Here is a 20,909-nt window from a genome sequence, read left to right on the forward strand (position 1 = left end):
CGACGGGCTTTTTAGCGGTCACTTTCTTGGCGGGGGCCTTGGTGGCTACCGGTTTTGATTCAGCCTTTGTTTCAGCTGCAACTGCAACCTTGGTATCAGTGTTTGGGGCTGCTTCGGCCTTGCTGGCCTTGGCGGTTTTACTCACTGCTTTCACGGCTTTTGCCATAGTGGACTCCTGTTAAACAGAGGGCTAAATAGGTACTGAAGCAGAATAACACGCAGTAATGATGCGACTTACGCTAGTTCAGGATACGGGAAATTGCTGTTGTATTCGACTTTTAAGTAGTTGACCCCACCTAAGCCACTTTCCATGATCCCACGGGTCAACGCATCAATGGCTGAAATACGTGGAAAACTTTTGCGCCAAACCAAGGCAATGCGTCGATCTGGAATGGGTTTTTTGAAGGGAACGTAAGCGAGCAACTCGTTGGCTTGGCCTGGGGCACTTAAGGAGCTTGCAGGCAGGACCGTCAGACCGATGCCGGTAGCAACCATATGTCGAATGGTTTCCAGTGAAGAGCCTTCAAAGGTGCGCTGTATACCTTCACTGGATGCTGAAAAGCGCGACAGTTCCGGACACACATCCAGCACCTGATCCCGAAAGCAATGGCCGGCACCGAGCAGCAACATGGTCTGATCTTTCAGTTGTTCAGGATCGATTTCCTTGCGCTTGGCCCAGGCATGTTCATGGGGCATGGCCACCACAAAAGGCTCGTCGTACAGCTCGCGGATAACCAGGCCGGTTTCGGGCAAAGGCAGGGCCACAATGGCGCAATCAATTTCCCCTTGGCGCAGCAGTTCCAACAGGCGTACGGTAAAGTTTTCTTGCAATAAAAGTGGCATTTGTGGGGTCAGCTCGATCTGCTTGGGAACGAGCTTGGGCAGCAGGTACGGTGCCACGGTGTAAATAATGCCCACGCGCAAAGGGCCCGCCAAGGGGTCGTGGCCTTGGCGGGCAATCTCCCGCAGATTGGCCCCCTCTTCCAGCACTTTCTGTGCCTGGGTGACAATGCGAAGCCCAATCGGGGTAATAGCCACTTCGGGCCCGCCACGCTCGAAGATGACCACGCCTAATTCGTCTTCCAACTTCTTGATGGCCACCGACAGGGTTGGTTGGCTCACAAAGCAGGCTTCGGCAGCACGTCCGAAATGACGCTCGCGTGCTACGGCAACGATGTACTTCAGCTCGGTCAATGTCATGACAATTCCTTGTGCAAAACAGCATTAAGACCTTGGGTGAAGAACTCCGGCCTGACAGCCAGAGCCTCTCCGCCCCAATACGGGGGCGCCTGCGGCGCCATATCCATCATGCCTCGCGTAAGCACGCCGTAAATGGTCAGGCTTGCATGCAGGCTAGTGGTCAACTACGGAGTAATTCTTCTCGGCCCTTCATCCAACGCTGTAAATGGTGGTGTGCGTGGTCTGGATAATCACGGCGAAAGGTGCTGGCCAAGGTTTGGGCCTGCTCGATCAAGTCTTCATCGGACTCCAGACTGGCAAACCGCAAGCCTGCCTGTCCGGATTGGCGCATGCCCATGAACTCGCCCGGGCCGCGTTGTTCCAAGTCGCGTCGGGCAATTTCAAAACCATCGGTCGTTTCATACATGGCGCGTAAACGCAGGCGGGCAATAGCCGAAAGTGGCGCTTGGTACAGCAACACGCAAACAGACTGAATCTGCCCCCGCCCTACCCGGCCGCGCAACTGGTGCAGTTGCGCCAGACCAAAGCGCTCGGCATGTTCAATGATCATTAAAGAAGCATTGGGCACGTCTACACCGACTTCAATCACGGTGGTCGCAACCAGCACGTCCAGGTTGCCGCTGCGAAAAGCTTCCATGACCTCCGCCTTTTCCGTGGAGGACAGGCGGCCATGAATCAGGCCTACCCGCAAAGGGGCTAAGGCTTGCTCCAGAGCCGCATGGGTGTCTACAGCGGTTTGCAATTGCAGCGCTTCGCTTTCTTCAACCAGGGGGCAGACCCAATAGGCTTGTCTGCCTTGGGCGACTTCGGCCCGAACGCGCGCCATGATTTCATCGCGGCGATTATCGGCGGCCAGTTTCGTAATAATGGGGCTGCGGCCCGGCGGCAGCTCGTCAATGGCGGAGACATCCAGATCGGCAAAGAAGGCCATGGCCAAGGTACGCGGGATGGGCGTGGCACTCATATTCAGTTGATGCGGCAAGTAGGCTTGCCCTTTCTTGTCCTGCGCGTCCCCTTTGCGGTTCAGTTCCAGGCGCTGGCCAACACCAAAGCGGTGCTGCTCATCCAGAATCACCAAGCCCAATTGCTGGAACTGGACATTGTCCTGAATCAGAGCCTGAGTGCCGATAGCCAGTCTGGCTTGTCCGGAGCTGATGGCGTCATAAGCCAGACGTTTGGCCTTGACGCCCAAACTGCCACTTAGCCAGGCCAGCTCTACACCCAAAGGCTCCAGCCAGGCGCGCATTTTCAAGTAGTGCTGCTCGGCCAAGATTTCAGTGGGCGCCATCAGGGCCACTTGAAAACCGCTGGCAATCGCTTGCACGGCGGCAATGGCTGACACAATGGTTTTGCCGCTACCCACGTCACCCTGCAACAAGCGGTGCATCGGGTAAGCGCGTTTCATATCCGCACTGATTTCCTTGACACAGCGTTGTTGAGCCGCCGTTAGCTGGAAGGGCAAAGAAGCCAGCAAGGCTTTGGCCAGATCACTATTGCCTGCACGCATGGGCTTGGCGCGCTGAGCCTGACGGGCAGCGCGGGCCTGCGCCAGGGATAGTTGCTGAGCCAGCAACTCATCAAATTTGATGCGGCTCCAGGCTGGATGGCCATGCTCGAACAAATCGTCGTAGCTGAGCTCTGGTGGTGGGTAATGCAAAAGCCGGATGGCCTCGTTAAAGGGCATCAGACCATATTCGTTACGCACTGCTTCAGGTAGCGTGTCGCGCAGGTCTGCGTTATTGAGCGCATCGGCAATGGCTTTGCGCAACTGCACTTGGCTCAAGCCATCAGTCGTGGGATACACAGGGGTCAAGGCGCGGGCCAGGGGCTGACCGGCTTTGGTGACTTTGGGATGCACCATTTCCAGGCCATGAAAGCCCTGGCGCACTTCGCCGCGCACTCGCAGCGGCAAATCCCCTTGCAACTGCTTGAGCTGGCTGGGGTAAAAGTGCAGCCAGCGCAAGGCCAGCTCGCCACTTTCATCGGCAATACGTGCATGCAACTGCGCACGGGGACGAGCCTGGACGTCTGTACTCAGGATACGTCCTTCAATTTGCGCCATCTTGCCAGGGTAAAGATGGGCGATAGGCTCAACCTGAGTCTCGTCCTCGTAGCGCAAAGGAAGATGGACCACGAAGTCGGCAGGCTCTCGTAGGCCGAGCTTTTCAAACTTCTGATCCAGGCTGAGCGCTTTGCGTGGCGCAGCCCGTTTGGCCTGAGGCGCAGGCCGACCTGCGGTCATGGCAATACGTCTTTAGAAATTGAGGATAGCCTCGACCTCGAACTGAGCGCCTTTGGGCAGGCTGGCCACACCGATGGTGGAGCGTGCAGGGAAAGGCTGGGGAATCAGTTCGGCCATGATGGCGTTCGCGCTGGCAAAGCGGGACAGATCGGTCAAAAACAAAGTCAGTTTAACGATGTCACCCAGATTAGCGCCAGCTTCTTTGACCACAGCTTCCAGGTTGGCAAATGCCTGGCGTACCTGACCTTCAAAATTTTCAGATACCAGTTCGCCAGTGGCAGGCTCCAGACCGATTTGGCCAGACAGGAATACTGTCTTGCCGCCCGAAGCGATAATGGCCTGAGAGTATGGGCCTACAGCTGCCGGAGCGGCATCGGTGAAGACAACTTGCTTAGTCATAAGAAACCTCTGATGAGTGTTGTACTATCAGAGTTTAAGCGCCTATAGCTAAAATTAACAGATCTTGGCGGGATTATTTTTCCACGAAGGCGCGTTCAATTACGTAGTCACCGGGCTGACCAACACCGGGCGACACTTCAAAACCGCGTTTATCGAGCATGGCGCTAATGTCGGCCAACATAGCTGGGCTACCGCACAGCATGGCGCGATCCTGAGCGGGATCCAGTTGAGGAATGCCCAGGTCTTCACACAGCTTGCCCGTTTCGATCAGATCGGTAATTCGGCCGGTATTGCGAAACGCTTCGCGGGTAACGGTGGGGTAATACAGCAGTTTTTCGCGTACCACTTCGCCAAAGTATTCGTTCTGTGGCAATTCGTTCTGGATGAAATCGGAGTAGGCCAATTCGCTGACGAAACGTACGCCGTGAACCAGTACGACTTTTTCAAAACGCTCGTAGGTGTCGGGGTCCTTGATGATGCTCATGAAGGGAGCCAGACCGGTGCCGGTACCAAACAAGAACAGATTGCGACCTGCGCGCAGGTCGTCAATAACCAGAGTGCCAACGGGTTTGCGGCTGACCAGAATGGTATCGCCTTCCTTCAAGTGCTGCAGGCGCGAGGTCAAGGGGCCATCCTGTACCTTGATGCTGAGAAACTCCAGGTTTTCTTCGTAGTTGGCGCTGGCAATACTGTAAGCGCGCATCAGCGGCTTGCCATCAACTTCCAGACCGATCATTACAAAGTGCCCATTATGAAAACGCAGGGCGGCGTCGCGGGTGGTGGTAAATGAGAACAGGGTGTCATTCCAGTGGTGGACGCTGAGCACTTGTTCGGTATTGAAAGCTGCCATGGTAGGTATCGTCTAAAGGGGCAATATCGCCCGGATCAGTAAGCAAATATTTGCCCATTGTACCGAGTTCCCTCGGTAAATCCATGCTCATTCACCGATACGATTTGATCGCAATCAGGACTTACCATTAAGTTCTGGGATCTGCTTTTTCTGCTTTGGCGTGGATGACACGGCGATTTTTAGCTGGTGAGTGGGCTTGTATGTCAAATAGCTCTTGCCTAGTTTCTGCATACGTTTGATAATCATTCACATTTTCCGGCCTCGTATCGGTTTTAACGTTATTTCCGTCTGTTTTTGGAGTGTTGATCATGCGCTTTACTCTTCGTAGTCGTGCCCTGACCCAAGCCTTGCTTCTGTCCGCGATGGGCACCATGTCGATGGCCGCTTTTGCCTCTGGCGAAGTCAACCTCTACACCACACGTGAACCCGGCTTGATCACTCCCCTGCTGGAAACCTTCAGCAAGGACACGGGCGTGAAGGTCAATACCGTGTTTGTCAAAGACGGTTTGATCGAGCGCGTGAAAACCGAAGGCGACAAGTCCCCTGCTGATATTTTGATGACGGTAGATATTGGTAATCTGCTCGATCTGGTCGAGGCTGGTATTACCCAGCCTGTTGAGTCCGCCACCTTGGACAGTGCAATTCCTGCCAATTTGCGTGGTGCAGATAAGCAGTGGTATTCCCTGTCTCTGCGCGATCGTGTGGCGTATGTGGCCAAGGATGTGGATGTAAAAAGCATTCATTACGAGGATTTCGCCGATCCTAAATGGAAAGGCAAAGTGTGTATCCGTTCCGGTCAGCACCCTTACAACACGGCTTTGGTCGCTGCCATGATTGCCCATAACGGTGCACCAGCAACCGAGCAGTGGCTGCGCGGTGTGAAAGACAATCTAGGCCGCAAGGCAGCCGGTGGTGACCGCGATGTAGCCCGCGATATTCTGGGCGGCATTTGTGATATCGGTATCGCCAATGCTTACTACGTGGGCCGCATGAAAAATGCTGAACCCGGTAGCGACTCCTACAAATGGGGTGAAGCGATCAATGTGGTCCGCCCAACTTTTGCCGATACCAAAGGCGGTGGCACACACGTGAACATCTCCGGTGCCGCCGTGGCCAAGCATTCTCCTAATAAAGACAATGCCGTCAAACTGCTGGAGTATCTGGTTTCCGAAAAAGCCCAAAGCCTGTACGCCAAGGCCAATTACGAATACCCGGTACGCGCTGGCGTTGAGCTGGATCCTGTTGTTGCCAGCTTCGGCCCCATGACGATTGATCCTTTGCCTCTGACTGAAATTGCCAAACACCGCAAGCAAGCCAGCGAGTTGGTGGATAAAGTTGGCTTCGACAATTAAAATCGCCCTACTCTTTTTCTACGACCGCCAGCTTTGAGAAATCAGAGCGGCGGTCGTCGCGCATTTAAGCGCCTGTAATACCTAGCCTTTCATAATGCCTTTTTTTCGTCGTCTGCCCCTTTGGTCCCTGGCTGCCGCTGTGATTGCCCTGATTGTGGCAGCGCCCGTGATTACTTTGCTGACCCACGCCTTAGGCGGCTCGACCGAGCACTGGTCACACCTGTTCCAGTTTGTTCTCCCCCATGCAATGAGTAATACCTTGCTGCTGCTGTTGGGCGTGGGGGTAGTAGTGAGCTGTTTGGGAGTGGGATCCGCCTGGCTGATTACCGCCTACGAGTTTCCCGGACGGCGGATTTTGCAATGGGCATTATTGCTGCCTCTGGCGGTGCCAACCTATATCGTGGCCTTTGCTTACCTGGATTTGTTACATCCGATCGGTCCGATTCAATCGGCCATTCGTTATGTTTTGGGCTATAGCAGCCCGCGTGAGTTTCGTTTGCCGGATTTGCGCTCTTTGGGTGGTGCGATTTTCCTGTTGGGTTCGGTACTTTATCCCTACGTCTATCTAAGTACACGGGCTATGTTTGCCACCCAATCGGCCAGTTTGCTGGAGGCGGCACGCATTATGGGGGAGTCGGGCCGCAGTGTGTTTTTCCGTGTTGTTTTGCCCATGGCTCGACCGGCCATCGCAGTGGGCGTCAGTCTGGCCTTGCTGGAAACGCTGAATGATATCGGTGCTTCCGAGTTCCTGGGCGTACAGACCTTGACGGTGTCTATCTACACCACGTGGGTGACACGTTCTGATTTGGCAGGTGCGGCACAAATTGCTGTTTCCATGCTCTGTCTGGTTGCGGCGCTGATCAGCATCGAGCGCTATGGTCGCCGTCGCCAGGCTTACTCCAGTAATCAGCGCTCTGAACCTATCCGACCCACCAGGCTGAAAGGCTCGGCAGCGTGTATCGCTATTGCTTTGGGGTTGGCGCCTGTGCTGGTGGGTTTTATTGCGCCGTCCCTGTATTTGTTAAATGAGACGATCAAACATGTGACTTTGGCAGGTGGCGTGTCGGCGCAATTACTGAGCAGTGCCTGGAACACCTTGTATATCGCCGCGCTGGCAACCGTGGCGACTTTGACCTGTGGTCTGGTCGTCGCCTGGGCAGCTCGTGCGGTACGTTCGGGACGCAAACCACGTCTGGCCCGTTTTCTGGCCGGTGTCAGCAGCCTAGGTTACGCCATTCCAGGGACTGTACTGGCAATTGGACTGTTGACTCCCTTGGTCCTGTTTGACTCTTTCTACAATCAAATCATGTCCTGGTTTGGCGTCTCTGCCACAGGTTTGTTGTTGATGGGCTCGACCCTGGCTTTGGTCTTGGCCTATACCTTGCGCTTTCTGGCAATTTCGATTGGCGGTATTGAAGCCGGACTGGCTCGTATTCCAGCTTCCCTGGAACAGGCTTCCCGTTTATTGGGGGAGTCTCCGGCAGGTACGTTAAAACGCGTACATTTGCCCTTGCTGCGCCCCGCGATGGGCGCCGCTGCCCTGCTTATTTTTGTTGATGCCATGAAGGAGCTACCCGCTACCTTGTTGCTGCGCCCGATGAATTTCGAGACATTGGCAACCTGGCTGTATGCGGAAGCGGCTCGTGGGACTTACGAGGAAGGCGCCGTTGCCGCCTTGGCCATTGTTTTGGCTGGTTTGATCCCCGTTATTTTATTGGCACGTACTCAATTGATGGCCTCTGGCCCACGCGCATCATGAATGATTTTCTGGATTTGCAGGCAATTACCCTGTCTTATGAAACGTCTGAAGGCTTTCGACCGGTTGTTGATCAGCTCAGCCTGCACCTGCCCCAAGGGGAGATTGGCTGTCTGCTAGGTGCATCGGGCTGCGGCAAAACCACGGTCTTGCGAGCCATTGCCGGTTTCGAGCCTTTGCGTGCCGGACATATTCTGTTAAATGGCCATGTCTTGTCAGCTGTTTCTCATCAAGTGCCACCAGAAGATCGCCATGTGGGCATGATGTTCCAGGATTACGCCCTTTTTCCTCACTTGACGGTAGAAAAGAACGTGGCCTTTGGCCTGCGTAAATGGGATAAAGCTCAGCGTCAGGCCCGAGTGCTGGAGATGCTGGAACTGGTGGATCTGGCCCGCTTGGCGCAGCGCTATCCGCATGAGTTGTCGGGGGGGCAGCAGCAGCGCGTGGCTTTGGCACGGGCCTTGGCCCCCAAGCCTTCCCTGCTATTGCTCGATGAACCTTTTTCTAATCTGGATGTAGATACCCGAGAGCGTCTTGCGTTCGAGGTGCGCGACATTCTGAAAGGCGCAGGTATGACTGCGATTTTAGTGACCCATAATCAGGCTGAAGCGTTTGCGATTGCTGATCGTATTGGCGTGATGCAGGCTGGCAAAATTGTCCAATGGGACTCCCCTTACAGCTTGCACCACCACCCCGTGAATGACTTTGTGGCGGATTTTGTTCGCCGTGAAGCCATCATGGCGCAGCGGGCCCAGGCCTTTTTGCGTGGGGAACCTGCGGAGCTGTAAAAACCACAGTACCGTCGTAGCCCGCTAGACGCCGTTTTCTGCTGCGGGGCGATGAGGCGCCGGTTGTTTACGTGCCCAGCAAGAATGGCTTGATCATCATCCATACCGCCATCGCAACCATCATCAGGTTTTCAGTCAGGGATACAAAGCCCAGAGGAACCTTGCTGTCGCCACCTACGCAGGCGCATTTCAGTTCACGTTTGTCGATATAAACGGCCTTGAACACAGACCAGGCCCCAATGCTGCCAATCACTAATGCAATGGGCACCGACAGCCACATCATGGCACCAGCCAACATCAACACGCCTGCCAAGGCTTCGCCAAAGGGATACAGGTAGGCGTAGCGCACCCATCGCTGGGCGAGCAAGTCGTAGTTAAGAAACATGGTGGCAAAGCCATCCACATCTTTGAGTTTTTGCACGGCCAACAAACACATAGCAATGGCAATAAACCACTCTAGTGTCTGAAGGCGCACGATTTGCTCAAAGGTCGCCCAGGAAACGGCCAGAGCCATCAAGGCAGCCATCATCAATAAGGCGATTACAGGTGTGTAGCTGACAGCATCCTTGTCTTTGACTGTCCCGCCGAAGTGCTCGACCAGTTCGTCGTAGCCCCCTATCTGCTTTGCATCGATAAAAGTTTGCGGTGTGGTGCGGACGTGATGTTGGGCCTTGAAAGCATCGATCTCTTCCCGACTTTCAAGCCAGTGATCTTCCACTTCGTAGCCTTTACGTTTGAGCAGTGCGCGTGCTTTCAGCCCGAAGGGGCAGATATGTTCTGCCGTCACCATGCGGTAAAGCTTGGCGCGTTTGGCGGTGTGCGTAGCCATATGCGACTCTCCTTTGACGTGATGCCGTTCGGTTAATTGACCTCCCTTAGACGCTTATGCAAGCGTTAATCTGCCACCCTAAACCAGGTGCCTTTGGGGATCAGTAAGCAGATGTAGAGCGTTAGGTGTGTTAGTGATCCACCGCCTATGTCTGATCGTGATGGGGGTTCAGTCTGGCGACAGTGCTGCGCAGGAAAATAGGCAGGGCTACAGCAACAAGTGCCATCAGACACAGCAAGGTATAGAGCGCTGATAGAGACAGGTCCTGACCACTCAGGATCGTGGATGGAAGGGCCAAGGCAATAAAGCTGCCAAGATGGTTCGTTGTAGTTTGTAGCGCCATGAAACGACCTCGCTGCACGTGATTGGGATAGCTCGCACTGCAAGCGCTGGCACACACAAGACGGATGTAGCTGCCTGCCATGAACAAAATCATGAATCCTTGGGCTGTGCCCCATTTCAAGGCCAGCATGATCAAGGATAGGATCAGAAGCAGTGTGCCCAGCTCAGATGTTCGGACCTGCCCCCATTTCTTGATAGCTATGGCGGACAGACGTGAGGCCAGCCAAGCCGCGACGCCACCCAGAATGAACGTCGCTGGCATGTGTTTGAGCTCAGAGCCGTAGCACAAGGTTAAAACAGGGATCAGAACCGGGATGAGCAGCAGTGACCCTGCTTGTGCAACAGCCGGCAAGCATAACCAGCGCCACGCCTCTTTTCCCAAACACAGTTGAGGTACTTGCTGGGCGGATGTGGGAGTGCGTGAAGGCAGGTAGCGATAGGCCAGCGCGGCAGCCAGCAAGCAAAGTCCGGCCAGAACCAGCAAGGCGATACGCCAACCCAGCTCCACAGCGATGAGCAAGGTGGCGGGCATTCCGACAATGCTGACCAGGGCAAATGCGCTGACGACAATCGCAATCGCGTCGGTCCGTTGCTCGGCATTCAGGTCAGTCAGCAGCAAAGCCATGGCTGCACTCATCAGAAAACCGCCGAGCAAACCGGCGCCCAGGCGCAGTATCAGAAATAGTCCAAATGCAGAACTGTTCGCGCCCCAGGCTGTGAGCACGGCCAACAGAACCAGGGCCAGTAGCAACAAGGGCTTTAAAGCCACTCGATGCATCCAGCGTGCCGCCAATATGCCAGACAAGGCGGCAGCCCCCATGTAGATGGAGGCGACATAACCGGCGTAGGTCGCAGGGACATCAAAATCCACTGCCATCCAGACAAACAAAGGCGTTAAGGCCATAAACTCCAGGGCATGAACAAACTGGATGAACGACACAGCATGGGCACAAAGCCGGGGGTGACATACGTCAGAATCAGACATGGTGATAGATACCAACAAGAAAGGCTTTAGCCTAACTTCTCTCGGTTTTGATATGCAGTCTCTATAATTTAAATGTTTATTTATCAAAACCGGGATAATCCATGAGTTCCCAACTGAATCTAAATGCCTTGCGGGTTTTTGTACAAGTTGCTGAGAGCGGTAGTTTTACCGCTGCAGCACAGGCCTTGGATTTACCAACCTCGAATGTCAGCCGCTATGTAGCGCAACTGGAGCGGCAGATTGGGCAGCGTTTGCTGGAGCGCAGTTCCCGGCAACTGCGTCTCACCAGCGTTGGCCAAGGCCTGTTTGACACGCTCCAGCCTTGGTGGGGAGCCTTGAGGCAGGCTGAGCAGGATTTGCTGGATCAACGTACCCGTTTGTCAGGCCGCTTAAGAATTTGTATTCCATCGGAGGTGGGGCCGGTTTTATTCGCCGGTGCTCTGGCCGATTTCGCGTCCCAGCACCCTGATCTGGAGCTACATTGTCAGACCAATTTGGAAGGCCCTGGCGTGCTGATGCAGGATTTTGATCTGGCTTTGTTGATGTGCCGGGGTGCTCTGCCAGACAGCAGTCTCGTGGTGCAGCCGCTATGTTCTTTCGATTGCCAGGTTGTGGCTGCGCCTGCGTTGATCGAGCAATACGGCATGCCGAGCAGCCTGGAAGAATTGGAGCATTTACCCTGCATTACGACCGATACAGCCTTGGATGGTCAGGCCTGGCAGTTTGTTTTGCCTGATGGTCGTTTTCACGTTCTGAATGTTTCCAGCCGTTTTCGCGTCAATAGCGGTTTGCTGGCTGGGGCTGGTGCCGTCAAAGGTTTGGGTTTTGCGATCTTGGCACGCCAAGGATGTGAAACCGACATTGCTCAAGGACGTTTGGTTCCAGTCCCCCTACCCTTGTCGCCTGCTCCTTTGCGTTTGGTGCTGGCTTATACGCATCGACGGCACCTGTCGAACTCGGCGCGGGCCTTGATTGAGTATCTAAAGGAGCAAGGCGAGAGCGGTACTTTGCCTGGATTAGACACGAACTAGATTTGGAGGCTGACGCTTCTTATTTATCGCTTGTTGCCGGGTATCGAATGCTTTGATACTTGTCCTTGCAAGTCAAATTTTTGGGGCTGGTTGAGGATTCTCTCCGGCCTTTGTCATGTCTGGCGTGCCAAGAGCCAGGATCTGAGCTTTATACGGAGCAAAACCGGGCAGAGGCAGTTGTTACCGTCGTGCAACGTTGCGTTTCTATCGCCACGCTACTTAATGAGGCTATCGAGCAAGGACACTCGGTTTGAGCATATCAATATGAGGAATGCCGTCTTCGTCGTAGACCTCGCCCACAGGTTCAAACCCTAAAGAACCGTAGAACTTTTGCAAATGCGCCTGTGCGCCAATGCGTATGCCTGCGCCAGGATAATGGGCTTCGGTAAAGCGGATGGCTTCGGCCACCAGTGCATAGCCAATTTTCAGGCTGCGAAACTGGGCCAAGGTCAGGACGCGGCCAATCGAAGGCTCGGCATATTTCAAACCGGGCGCGACGACACGGGCATAGGCAACCAGCTCATTAGCTTTGAGCACGGACAAATGCCAGGAATGCAAATCCAGGCCGTCCACGTCCTGGTAGGCGCACTGTTGCTCGACCACAAACACGGCTTCGCGCGCCTGGATGATCGCGTACATTTCTCGCGTGGACAGATCGTCCAGCCGTTTCCATTGGAAAATCAAATCCATCTCTACTTCCATACCGATCGTGATTTATAGACTGTGTCTGGTTGATTGTCTAAGCATGAATTGCAGGTGCAAGCCGGCAATGTCCTTGCGGCTACAGAGAAATAACATACCGTGAAGGTCTGGCTCCTGGATTGCTACGTATAGGCACGACGACGGTTGGTAAGCCTATAAAAAGAGCGGCCCGAAAGCCGCTCTTTTTGTTTGTACTGGCCAAAGCCAGTGCCTTTCATCTTACAGGCCGTAGTACATGTCGAACTCAACCGGATGCGGCACCATGCGCAAACGAGTGATTTCGGCTTGTTTCAGCTCAATGTAGGCGTCCAGCATTTCATTGCTGAACACACCGCCACGGGTCAGGAATTCGCGATCTTTGTCCAGGGACTCGATAGCCTGTTCCAGCGACACACAAACGGTTGGGATTTTTGCATCCTCTTCGGGTGGCAGATCGTACAAGTTCTTGTCGGCGGCATCGCCGGGGTGAATCTTGTTTTGCACACCGTCCAGGCCGGCCATCATCAAGGCCGAGAAAGCCAGGTAAGGGTTGGCCATTGGATCGGGGAAGCGGGCTTCAACACGACGTGCCTTGGGGTTGCTGACGTAAGGAATGCGGATCGAGGCCGAACGGTTACGGGCGGAGTACGCCAGCTTGACCGGGGCTTCAAAGTGCGGAACCAGACGCTTGTAGGAGTTGGTTGAAGGGTTGGTGATGGCGTTCAGGGCACGGGCGTGCTTGATGATACCGCCAATGTAGAACAAGGCGAACTCGGACAGACCGGCGTATTCGTTACCGGCAAACAAGTTCTGGCCGTCTTTCCAGATGGACTGGTGTACGTGCATGCCAGAGCCGTTATCACCAACGACAGGCTTGGGCATGAAAGTGGCTGTTTTGCCATAAACATGCGCCACGTTGTGGACGGTGTATTTCAGGATCTGGTTCCAGTCAGCACGCTCGACCAGAGTCGAGAAGCGAGTGCCGATTTCCAGTTGACCGGGGGCCGCCACTTCGTGGTGATGGATTTCAACAGGAACGCCCTGCTGTTCCAGCAACAAACACATTTCGGAGCGCAAGTCGGCAAACGAATCCGTGGGTGAAACAGGAACGTAACCGCCTTTGACACCAGGACGATGCCCCAGGTTGTTGCCATTGAGTTCCAGACCGCGCGACCAGGGGGCTTCTTCGGAACGAATCTTCACGAAGCTGCCCGACATGTCGTCGTTCCAGGTAATACCGTCGAACACGAAGAATTCCGGCTCGGGGCCAAAGTACGCGGTATCGCCCAAACCACTGGAGCGCAAGTAGGCTTCAGCACGTTTGGCCAGCGAACGAGGGTCGCGGTCGTAGCCTTTCAAATCGGAAGGCTCGACCACATCGCAGGTCAGAATCAAGGTGGGCTCTTCACGGAACGGGTCCATACGGGCGGTTTTGGCGTCCGGGATGAGCAACATGTCCGAGGCTTCAATTCCTTTCCAGCCAGGCAAGGAAGAGCCGTCAAAAGCGACACCAGACTCAAAGCGATCCTCGTCCACCGCGTGTGCGGGGGTGGTCAAGTGGTGCTCGCGGCCCAGAGTATCGGTAAAGCGGAAATCGACAAACGTGATTTCGCGTTCGGCAATGATCTTCAGAACATCTTCGGGGGAGGACATGATTACTCCAGCGTCAATGACGTTAACAAAAAGTGAGGAGGAGTGGCGCGGATCATTGTGTAACCCACTAAGGCAGGTCTTCAACACGCTTATCAAAATCGGGGCTGAATTGATGCAAACAGACCGGCATCGATAAATTCGTTATGGCATAGGACTTACCAGAAATTAATTGTAGAGCAATTGTGCGGATGCACAATAAAAAATGTCTTAAATAAACAATTAAATGTCAGGAGCCTTCATCTGGCAGGAATGATTCCTGTAAATCATTTAAGAATCGCCAGCCTAAATCGGTGGTACGAACGCGAACCGGGTCGGCAGCCAGCAAACCTTTCTCGATATTGCGCTTGATGACGGGAAGGATCTGCGCAAGTGGTATGCCTGTACGCTCCTGGAAGTACTGGGCAGGTACACCCTCTTTCAGACGCAGCACGTTCAGCATGAACTCGAAAGGCAGTTCTTTGGGCATGACGCGGGCGTTATGCGCATAGTGGCTGCCGTCGCGCTTGATGGCGTTCTGCATCCACTGCGTCGGGCTGCGGGTGGTCGCCGTACGGATAATACGGTCGTGAAAGGACAGCTTGCCGTGGGCCCCTGGGCCGATGCCGATATAGTCGCCAAATTCCCAGTAATTCAGATTGTGGCGGCTATGGCCACCCCGCTTGCTGTAGGCTGAAATCTCGTACTGGTTCCATCCACGGCTGGCAGTTAACTCGATCAACCTGTCCTGCATGGCGGCGCTATCGTCGTCATCGGGCAAGGCGGGCGGGTATTTGGCAAAGACGGTATTGGGTTCCAGCGTCAAATGGTAAAGCGACAAGTGCTCGGTCTCATACGACATGGCTTGCACAATGTCCTGCTCGGATTGCGTTGGGGTCTGGCCCGGCAAGGCGTACATGATGTCCAGATTGACGCGCTCCACAGCCTTCATGGCGGCTTCAATGGCCTGCCGTGCTTGCTGGCTGTCATGAATACGGCCCAGTGCCTTCAGGGCTTGATCGTTAAAGCTCTGAATACCCAAGGAAATCCGGTTTACACCGCTTTGCGCAAAGTCCATGAAGCGCGAGGCTTCCGAGGCACCGGGATTGGCTTCCAGGGTGATTTCTGCGTCGGGCAGCAGGTTCAGATGGGAACGCAGCAAGGCCAACATGCGGTCCAGCGCCTGGGCCGACAGCAGGCTGGGCGTGCCGCCACCGATAAACACGGAAATCACCTGTCTGCCCCAGACCAGTGGCAAGGTTTGCTCCAGATCGGCTTGCAAGGCGTCCAGATACTCGTTTTCGGGTAGCTCAGCCGGTGCTTCGTGTGAGTTGAAGTCACAGTATGGGCATTTGCGCACGCACCAGGGCACGTGAACGTACACAGACAAGGGAGGCAGACTGGGAAGCAAAGTGGCAGGGCCGGAGCCAGGCCGAATGCGCACTTCGGGAGAAAAAACAGTCATGTTTTTACTCGGCGGCCAGACGGGCCAGCAGTGCTTGCATGGCTTGCGCCCGGTGGCTGTATTGGTTCTTCACTTCCGGCGAGAGCTGCGCCGCGGTTTGCTTGAATTCAGGCAGGTAAAAATGCGGATCGTAGCCAAAGCCATTCTCGCCAACGGGCTGATCCTGAATCTCCCCTTCCCAGACGCCTTCAATCACGATAGGCCGTGGGTCCTGGGCATGGCGCACATACACCAGAACGGCCACATAACAGGCGCGGCGGTCGCGTTGTCCTTGCAGACGTTGGACCAGCAAAGCGTTATTGGCAGCATCGGACTTTTCACCACCCAGTTCGCGGGCGGCAAAACGAGCGGAGTACACGCCGGGAGCTTGGTCCAGGGCGCGCACACACAGGCCGGAGTCGTCGGCCAAGGCGGGTAAGCCGCTTAACTGGCTGGCATGGCGAGCCTTGGCCAGCGCATTCTCGATAAAAGTAGCAAAGGGTTCCTCGGCCTCAGGAATGTCCAATTGGCCTTGCGGGACCATGCTGAGACCGGCCTGGGCCAGGATGGCGGAAAACTCCTTGAGCTTGCCGGCATTGTTGGAGGCCAGGACAACACGCTTGGATTCAGTGTTCATAAGTCGCTGCAGGCGGCAAAGCGCCCTGTTCAGTAAAAATGGCAAGGCGCCGTGCCAGGCAGTGGATGCTGCGCGGAACGGCACGGCGTCCCAATAGCAGGTTTGTCCCGCCGCCTAGCCGTGTGGCGTAGGTGGCAGAACAAACCCAATTCATAACAATCAGCCCTGCAAAGCTTGTTTCTGGGCTTGCATCAGTTCGGCAATGCCCTGCTCGGCCAGATCCAGCAAGCGGTTCAAGGTGGGTCGTGCAAAGGTCTGGCCTTCGGCAGTGCCCTGCACTTCCACCAGATTGCCGCTGCCTGTCATGACGATATTCATGTCCACGCCGCAGGCGGAGTCTTCCAGATAGTCCAGATCCAGTACGGGATTGGATTCGAAGACACCGACCGAGACGGCCGCCAACTGATCCTGAATGGGCGAGGCTTGCAGCTTGCCCTGCTCTTGCAGACCGCGTACGGCCAGACTGGCAGCCACCCAGGCGCCGGTAATGCTGGCGCAGCGGGTGCCGCCGTCGGCTTGCAAAACGTCGCAGTCAATGTGAATGGTGCGCTCGCCCAGGGCTTTCAGATCGAAGACGGCACGCAGGCTGCGGCCGATCAGACGCTGGATTTCCTGGGTGCGGCCATTTTGCTTGCCACGGGCGGCTTCACGGTCCGAGCGGGTGTGTGTGGAGCGAGGCAGCATGCCGTATTCTGCCGTTACCCAGCCCTGCTCCTTGCCTTTCAGAAAGGGGGGGACTTTGTCGAGCACGCTGGCATTGCACAAAACATGGGTTTCACCCAGACGGATCAGTACCGAGCCTTCGGCGTGACGGGTAAAACCGGTCACCAGTTCGATAGGACGGCATTGTGCAGCAGATCGACCCGAGGGGCGTGCAATCGTAGCGTTTTCAGACAAGGCTAGGCTCCGGATAACATTCAAAACGCTTATTGTACGCCTTGCGGGACAGGCCGTAGCGCCACACCCATGTCCATCCACTTATCGGCCTGACAGGTGAAAAGCAGGATCTGATGGCGTTGGGCGGCATCGTGAATAATGCGCTTCATGGCACCCAGCCGATCGTTGTCGCTGTGGACCAGCACGTCATCCAGAATCAGCAAGGTAGGACGTCCGGCTTGCTGCAATAGATCCGCATAGGCCAGGCGCGCAATCAGACCAATTTGCTCGCGTGCGCCAAAGCTCAAACCGTCGATATCGTCCGCCAGCCCTTGCCCACTGTCGCGTTGCAACCAGCGTGGGGCCAGATGCTCGTCCAGCTCCACCTGAGCCTTGCCCAAAAGCAGGCGTAGATAGTGGTTGATGTGCTTTTGCAAAGGTTCGTGTAATTGCTGGGTCAAGGCGTTGCGCTGTTCGCGCAGCACAGACAGCAGCAGGCGCAAGGCTGCAACACGGCGCTCGTAAGTGGCGCACCGACGCTGGCAGTCGTGCAGACGCAGTAAAGTCTGGTCGATTTGCTCTTCCAGACCTTGTGCTCCGTGAGTTTCCAGCTTGGTTTGCACCAGTTGGGCGGCCAGACAGGCCTCGTTATAGCTTTGCTCCTGCTGCAGGGCGCTGCGCTCCAGACGTTGCAGGTCCTGCTCCAGAACCGAGACAGGCAAGGCGGCCAGTTCGGTGGCCAGCGTCTTTTGATCGGTCAATTGTTGTTCGCGTTGCAGGCGCAACTGTCCCCATTGCTGTTCGCGCTCCTGCTGGGCTTGCTGGCGTTGCGGGTCAGCCCATTGCTGCTCCAGGCTGTTGGCTTCGGCGCGTGCCTGCTCCAGGTGGGCCTGGGTGCGGGCGACGGCTTCACGGGCGTCGTGCCAATCGCTTTCCAGCGCACGGTACTGTTGCTCGGCCAGGACCGTTGCTTGGGCGATACGGTCCCGTTCCGAGGCCTCAATCGCCTCGCCTTGTGGGCGCTGCGGGGCTACGCGCTGCTGAGCCGCCTGAACCAGGCCCTGCAAATGCGCCTTACCCTGCGGGGCAAGCGCTTTCATGGCGCTGCGTAACAATCGGTCTTGCTGCTCTTGTTCCCGATATTGCTCGCGGCGACGCTCTAATTCTTCCAGGCTTTGCGCGCCCAGTTGGCTAAGCGCCTGTGTGTATTCTTGCCGGGTTTGCGCCAATTGTTGCTGCACTTTACCCAGATCGCGACCACCCGGAATGATGCGTAGCTGGCCCATTCCGGGCAGCTCAATCAGGGTGCTGGTGCTCAGGTGAGCGCGGTGTTGGCCTTGAATGGACTCGCCATCCAATAGCAGGTTGGCTCCGTCTTGCAGTTCGATCTGCACTTCGGTGGAAATCGTCTCAAGCTGGTGTTGTAAGCGCTGGATAAGCTGATGCTGCTGGCGCACTTGGTCCAATGCCTCATCGCTTATTTTCAACTGCACCAAGGCGGCACCGCATTGAGCCAGCTGGGTTTCCAGCTTGCCCAACTCCTCCAGTTGTCCTTGCACCTGCTGCAATTGCTGCTGGGTGTCTTCAAAATTGGCCTGCGCTTGAAACCATTGTTGCCAGGTATGGGCGCGCTCCTGCTCCTGCCGGCTGGCGTCTGCATGGCTGCGAGCCTGCTCCAGACGCTGGCTGAGGGTGTTGAGCGTGCCCTGCTCTTGCTCCAGCTTGGCACCTAAGGATTTCACCTGTTCGGCGCGCTGGCTGCGTTGGCTGGCCGATTCCTGATCGCGCTCCCTGGCTTGCTGATAGAGCTTTTCGCGCTCTGCCAGCATGGTCAGTGCCTGTTGTATTTCCTTGGCACGCTCCTGTAATTGGCGGGCTTGACGCAGCTGAACTTGCACGTGTTTGGCTTGTTCGCGCAGTTGTTCCCATGGGCGGTTTGTCTCGGCATGGGCAATTTGCTTGCGGGCCTGCGCCAGTTCGTTCACCCACTGTTGATACTGTTGCAAGGCGGACTGCTGGCTTTGTAACTGCTCTTCCAGCTCCTTGGCCTCTTTCTGCGCTGCCAACCAGACGCCACGCGGCTGTCCTTGAGCCTGGGTCACATATTGGTCCAACTGTTGCTGGGCCTGTTCGATCAGATAATCCCCGTCGGCACTGGTCAGATCGGCGATTTCACTACCTAAAGCCTGCTGTAAGGTGCCGCTGGCGTGTTCGACCGAGCTGCGCAGATCCTGCCCCTGCCCTTGCTCGATCCACAACAGGCCCGGCACACCCCAGTTACGGGCCTGGCTGCTGCCTTTGGCGGCGTACTCAAAGCCCATTTGCTGGGCCAGGTACTGCTCGGCTTCATCATTGTCCAAATGCTGATTGCCTATGTACAGATCGCAGCGCTTGCGCTTCAGAAAACGCTTGCTCAGGCGCATGTCCTGGCCGTTCAGGCTGAAATTCAACTCGATTTCTGGCGCGGCCGAGGAGTCGCCCCAAGGCAGGATTTTTGTCAGGCTGCCCGTGCCATAGCGCTCGAAAAACACCGTGCGCAGGGCTTCAGCCAAGGTGCTTTTACCGGCCTCATTCGGGGCGCTGATGATATTCAGGCCCGGCTCCAGCTTGTCCAGTGAGACGGGCTGACGAAAGCGCTTGAATTGCTCGACGCGCAGGGACTTAATGTGCATGACCGCCTTCCTTATCGCGCAGCAAACCGGCCAGAATCAACAAGGCATCTTCGGCGGCTTGCTGTTGATTGCCGTGACGCAGCTCCTGCAATTGTTTCAATGCCGCCTGCAGATAGCCATCGGCTTGTAAGGTATTCAGATCTTCCTCAGATGGGGCCAGACGCAAGGCATCGCGCTGACAATCCCAGGCGCGACAACGGGCTTGGGCCTGCCCCAGAATGCTCTCCAGACGCTCAAAACCGCCTAGGCTTAGTTGGCCAGATAGTTCCAGCTCCACCACGCTTTGATCGGTCAACGCACTGAGTTCCCGCTCTAGCAGATCCAGGTCCGTGTCGTCATTCAAATGCTGCTGAATGCTACGCCAAGGGTGCTGGGCAACCGGCAAGGCTTGAACCGCAGGTGTTGCGCCGGGTTCGCTGATATCGACCAGCAAGGCTTGGCCGGCGTCATTATCCCGAAAGCGGTCTGGCTCGGGGGTGCCGCTGTAGTAACAGCGATCGTTGACTTTAACGGTGCCATGCCAATCGCCCAGCGCCAGATAGTCCAGATTGGCTCGTTGTACGCGGTTTTGATCAATGAGATTGTGGCTGTCCAGGTGTTCCAGCACCCCGCTGACGCTGCCGTGCGCCAAACCCAGACGCCAGTAGCCTGCTGGGCTTTCAGCCTGATCGAACCACTCGCTCAAGTCCTGGTAAGTCTGGCGTTGTGTCAACGGTGCTGGCAAGACCGCAAGTTTCAGGCTCTCCAGCAGAAACGTCTCTGGTTTATCAAGCACATGCACGTAGTTGGGAATGCAGTTCAAGCGGCGCGCGCGCGTCCAGACGCTTTCGCTCAAGGCAGCGTCATGGTTACCGGGCAGGAGTAGCCAGGGGCCGGTGAATCCCGCCATGGCATTGAAGCTGCGGCGTAGATTGCGATCGCTCAGGGTTTGCGAGTCAAAGACGTCGCCTGCGACTACCAGCAGATCAGCCCGATGTTCCGTCGCCAGTGCGGCCAGCTTCTCGATGGCCTTGAAACGCGCCTCGGCCAGGGCGGCTGCGTCCTCCAGCTCAAAACGCGAGTACTGGCGACCTATTTGCCAATCGGCTGTATGCAGGATTCGTAGCATGACTGCCCTTCGTGATAAAAAAAAATTGGCCCTCACAGGCCTTGAATGCCTAAAGTATAGAGCTTTGTAGCAGCGAGAGGAGCGGCCA

The 20,909-nt window shown here is 55.8% G+C and carries 18 protein-coding genes; 4 read left to right on the forward strand and 14 right to left on the reverse strand.

Going from position 1 to position 20,909, the window contains the following annotated elements; all coding sequences use genetic code 11:
- Nucleotides 1-234: 234 nt before the first annotated feature.
- From LNA76_RS04825 to LNA76_RS04845, 5 genes are all read right to left on the reverse strand, one after another.
- Complete coding sequence (locus tag LNA76_RS04825; RefSeq protein WP_094196690.1) at nt 235-1,200, reverse strand: LysR substrate-binding domain-containing protein; 966 nt, start codon at nt 1,198-1,200, stop codon at nt 235-237.
- A gap of 160 nt (nt 1,201-1,360) precedes the next feature.
- Nucleotides 1,361-3,442: an ATP-dependent DNA helicase RecG gene (gene recG / locus LNA76_RS04830; RefSeq protein ID WP_230018185.1), complete on the reverse strand. Its 2,082-nt coding sequence runs from the start codon at nt 3,440-3,442 to the stop codon at nt 1,361-1,363.
- Between the two features lie 12 nt (nt 3,443-3,454).
- Entirely contained in the window at nt 3,455-3,841 is a 387-nt protein-coding gene (locus tag LNA76_RS04835; RefSeq protein ID WP_042480596.1) for a Rid family detoxifying hydrolase, read from the reverse strand.
- A 73-nt stretch (nt 3,842-3,914) separates the two neighbouring features.
- Complete coding sequence (locus LNA76_RS04840) at nt 3,915-4,691, reverse strand: ferredoxin--NADP reductase (protein WP_094196688.1); 777 nt, start codon at nt 4,689-4,691, stop codon at nt 3,915-3,917.
- 127 nt (nt 4,692-4,818) lie between these two features.
- Nucleotides 4,819-5,001: a hypothetical protein gene (locus LNA76_RS04845; RefSeq protein WP_230018188.1), complete on the reverse strand. Its 183-nt coding sequence runs from the start codon at nt 4,999-5,001 to the stop codon at nt 4,819-4,821.
- Here LNA76_RS04845 and LNA76_RS04850 point away from each other — a divergent pair.
- From LNA76_RS04850 to LNA76_RS04860, 3 genes are all read left to right on the forward strand, one after another.
- Nucleotides 5,000-6,043, forward strand: coding sequence for a Fe(3+) ABC transporter substrate-binding protein (locus LNA76_RS04850; protein ID WP_108727485.1), 1,044 nt, complete (start codon nt 5,000-5,002; stop codon nt 6,041-6,043). The two genes, LNA76_RS04845 and LNA76_RS04850, sit on opposite strands and share 2 nt — an antisense overlap.
- A gap of 94 nt (nt 6,044-6,137) precedes the next feature.
- Nucleotides 6,138-7,802: an ABC transporter permease gene (locus LNA76_RS04855; protein ID WP_094196686.1), complete on the forward strand. Its 1,665-nt coding sequence runs from the start codon at nt 6,138-6,140 to the stop codon at nt 7,800-7,802.
- Complete coding sequence (locus tag LNA76_RS04860) at nt 7,799-8,587, forward strand: ABC transporter ATP-binding protein (RefSeq protein ID WP_094196685.1); 789 nt, start codon at nt 7,799-7,801, stop codon at nt 8,585-8,587. The genes LNA76_RS04855 and LNA76_RS04860 overlap by 4 nt, the downstream gene beginning before the upstream one ends.
- 67 nt (nt 8,588-8,654) lie before the next feature.
- Here the strand turns inward: LNA76_RS04860 and LNA76_RS04865 are convergent, their stop codons facing one another.
- A complete protein-coding gene (locus LNA76_RS04865; RefSeq protein WP_230018191.1) occupies nt 8,655-9,416 on the reverse strand; it encodes a glutaredoxin in 762 nt (253 codons plus the stop codon).
- Between the two features lie 145 nt (nt 9,417-9,561).
- Nucleotides 9,562-10,743, reverse strand: a complete 1,182-nt coding sequence (locus LNA76_RS04870) for an MFS transporter (protein WP_230018193.1) — start codon at nt 10,741-10,743, stop codon at nt 9,562-9,564.
- Nucleotides 10,744-10,844: 101 nt separating this feature from the next.
- Between LNA76_RS04870 and LNA76_RS04875 the strand changes: the two genes are divergently transcribed.
- Nucleotides 10,845-11,774 carry a LysR family transcriptional regulator gene (locus LNA76_RS04875; protein ID WP_108727482.1) on the forward strand — a complete coding sequence of 310 codons (930 nt, stop codon included), beginning with the start codon at nt 10,845-10,847 and terminating at the stop codon, nt 11,772-11,774.
- A 228-nt stretch (nt 11,775-12,002) separates the two neighbouring features.
- Here the strand turns inward: LNA76_RS04875 and LNA76_RS04880 are convergent, their stop codons facing one another.
- The 7 genes from LNA76_RS04880 to LNA76_RS04910 all read right to left on the reverse strand — a co-directional run bounded on the left by LNA76_RS04880 (nt 12,003) and on the right by LNA76_RS04910 (nt 20,821).
- Nucleotides 12,003-12,464: a GNAT family N-acetyltransferase gene (locus tag LNA76_RS04880; protein WP_094196682.1), complete on the reverse strand. Its 462-nt coding sequence runs from the start codon at nt 12,462-12,464 to the stop codon at nt 12,003-12,005.
- A gap of 231 nt (nt 12,465-12,695) precedes the next feature.
- Nucleotides 12,696-14,108, reverse strand: coding sequence for a type I glutamate--ammonia ligase (gene glnA, locus LNA76_RS04885; RefSeq protein ID WP_094196681.1), 1,413 nt, complete (start codon nt 14,106-14,108; stop codon nt 12,696-12,698).
- 226 nt (nt 14,109-14,334) lie between these two features.
- Complete coding sequence (hemW, locus tag LNA76_RS04890; RefSeq protein WP_230018195.1) at nt 14,335-15,549, reverse strand: radical SAM family heme chaperone HemW; 1,215 nt, start codon at nt 15,547-15,549, stop codon at nt 14,335-14,337.
- Between the two features lie 4 nt (nt 15,550-15,553).
- Nucleotides 15,554-16,165, reverse strand: a complete 612-nt coding sequence (rdgB, locus tag LNA76_RS04895; RefSeq protein ID WP_230018197.1) for an RdgB/HAM1 family non-canonical purine NTP pyrophosphatase — start codon at nt 16,163-16,165, stop codon at nt 15,554-15,556.
- Between the two features lie 159 nt (nt 16,166-16,324).
- Nucleotides 16,325-17,062 carry a ribonuclease PH gene (gene rph / locus LNA76_RS04900; protein ID WP_108727480.1) on the reverse strand — a complete coding sequence of 246 codons (738 nt, stop codon included), beginning with the start codon at nt 17,060-17,062 and terminating at the stop codon, nt 16,325-16,327.
- Between the two features lie 29 nt (nt 17,063-17,091).
- Nucleotides 17,092-19,713 carry an AAA family ATPase gene (locus LNA76_RS04905; RefSeq protein ID WP_230018200.1) on the reverse strand — a complete coding sequence of 874 codons (2,622 nt, stop codon included), beginning with the start codon at nt 19,711-19,713 and terminating at the stop codon, nt 17,092-17,094.
- Nucleotides 19,703-20,821, reverse strand: a complete 1,119-nt coding sequence (locus tag LNA76_RS04910) for a metallophosphoesterase family protein (RefSeq protein ID WP_230018202.1) — start codon at nt 20,819-20,821, stop codon at nt 19,703-19,705. The genes LNA76_RS04905 and LNA76_RS04910 overlap by 11 nt, the downstream gene beginning before the upstream one ends.
- Nucleotides 20,822-20,909 lie beyond the last annotated feature (88 nt).

Source organism: Alcaligenes sp. MMA (assembly GCF_020907215.1).
Classification (GTDB): Bacteria; Pseudomonadota; Gammaproteobacteria; order Burkholderiales; family Burkholderiaceae_B; genus Alcaligenes; species Alcaligenes aquatilis.

Bases quoted from the DNA above. Each gene is read 5' to 3' on its own strand.
- LNA76_RS04825 (WP_094196690.1), bottom strand. From the start codon at position 1,200: ATGACATTGACCGAGCTGAAGTACATCGTTGCCGTAGCACGCGAGCGT.
- recG (WP_230018185.1), bottom strand. From the start codon at position 3,442: ATGACCGCAGGTCGGCCTGCGCCTCAGGCCAAACGGGCTGCGCCACGC.
- LNA76_RS04835 (WP_042480596.1), bottom strand. From the start codon at position 3,841: ATGACTAAGCAAGTTGTCTTCACCGATGCCGCTCCGGCAGCTGTAGGC.
- LNA76_RS04840 (WP_094196688.1), bottom strand. From the start codon at position 4,691: ATGGCAGCTTTCAATACCGAACAAGTGCTCAGCGTCCACCACTGGAAT.
- LNA76_RS04850 (WP_108727485.1), top strand. From the start codon at position 5,000: ATGCGCTTTACTCTTCGTAGTCGTGCCCTGACCCAAGCCTTGCTTCTG.
- LNA76_RS04845 (WP_230018188.1), bottom strand. From the start codon at position 5,001: ATGATCAACACTCCAAAAACAGACGGAAATAACGTTAAAACCGATACG.
- LNA76_RS04855 (WP_094196686.1), top strand. From the start codon at position 6,138: ATGCCTTTTTTTCGTCGTCTGCCCCTTTGGTCCCTGGCTGCCGCTGTG.
- LNA76_RS04860 (WP_094196685.1), top strand. From the start codon at position 7,799: ATGAATGATTTTCTGGATTTGCAGGCAATTACCCTGTCTTATGAAACG.
- LNA76_RS04865 (WP_230018191.1), bottom strand. From the start codon at position 9,416: ATGGCTACGCACACCGCCAAACGCGCCAAGCTTTACCGCATGGTGACG.
- LNA76_RS04870 (WP_230018193.1), bottom strand. From the start codon at position 10,743: ATGTCTGATTCTGACGTATGTCACCCCCGGCTTTGTGCCCATGCTGTG.
- LNA76_RS04875 (WP_108727482.1), top strand. From the start codon at position 10,845: ATGAGTTCCCAACTGAATCTAAATGCCTTGCGGGTTTTTGTACAAGTT.
- LNA76_RS04880 (WP_094196682.1), bottom strand. From the start codon at position 12,464: ATGGATTTGATTTTCCAATGGAAACGGCTGGACGATCTGTCCACGCGA.
- glnA (WP_094196681.1), bottom strand. From the start codon at position 14,108: ATGTCCTCCCCCGAAGATGTTCTGAAGATCATTGCCGAACGCGAAATC.
- hemW (WP_230018195.1), bottom strand. From the start codon at position 15,549: ATGACTGTTTTTTCTCCCGAAGTGCGCATTCGGCCTGGCTCCGGCCCT.
- rdgB (WP_230018197.1), bottom strand. From the start codon at position 16,165: ATGAACACTGAATCCAAGCGTGTTGTCCTGGCCTCCAACAATGCCGGC.
- LNA76_RS04905 (WP_230018200.1), bottom strand. From the start codon at position 19,713: ATGCACATTAAGTCCCTGCGCGTCGAGCAATTCAAGCGCTTTCGTCAG.
- LNA76_RS04910 (WP_230018202.1), bottom strand. From the start codon at position 20,821: ATGCTACGAATCCTGCATACAGCCGATTGGCAAATAGGTCGCCAGTAC.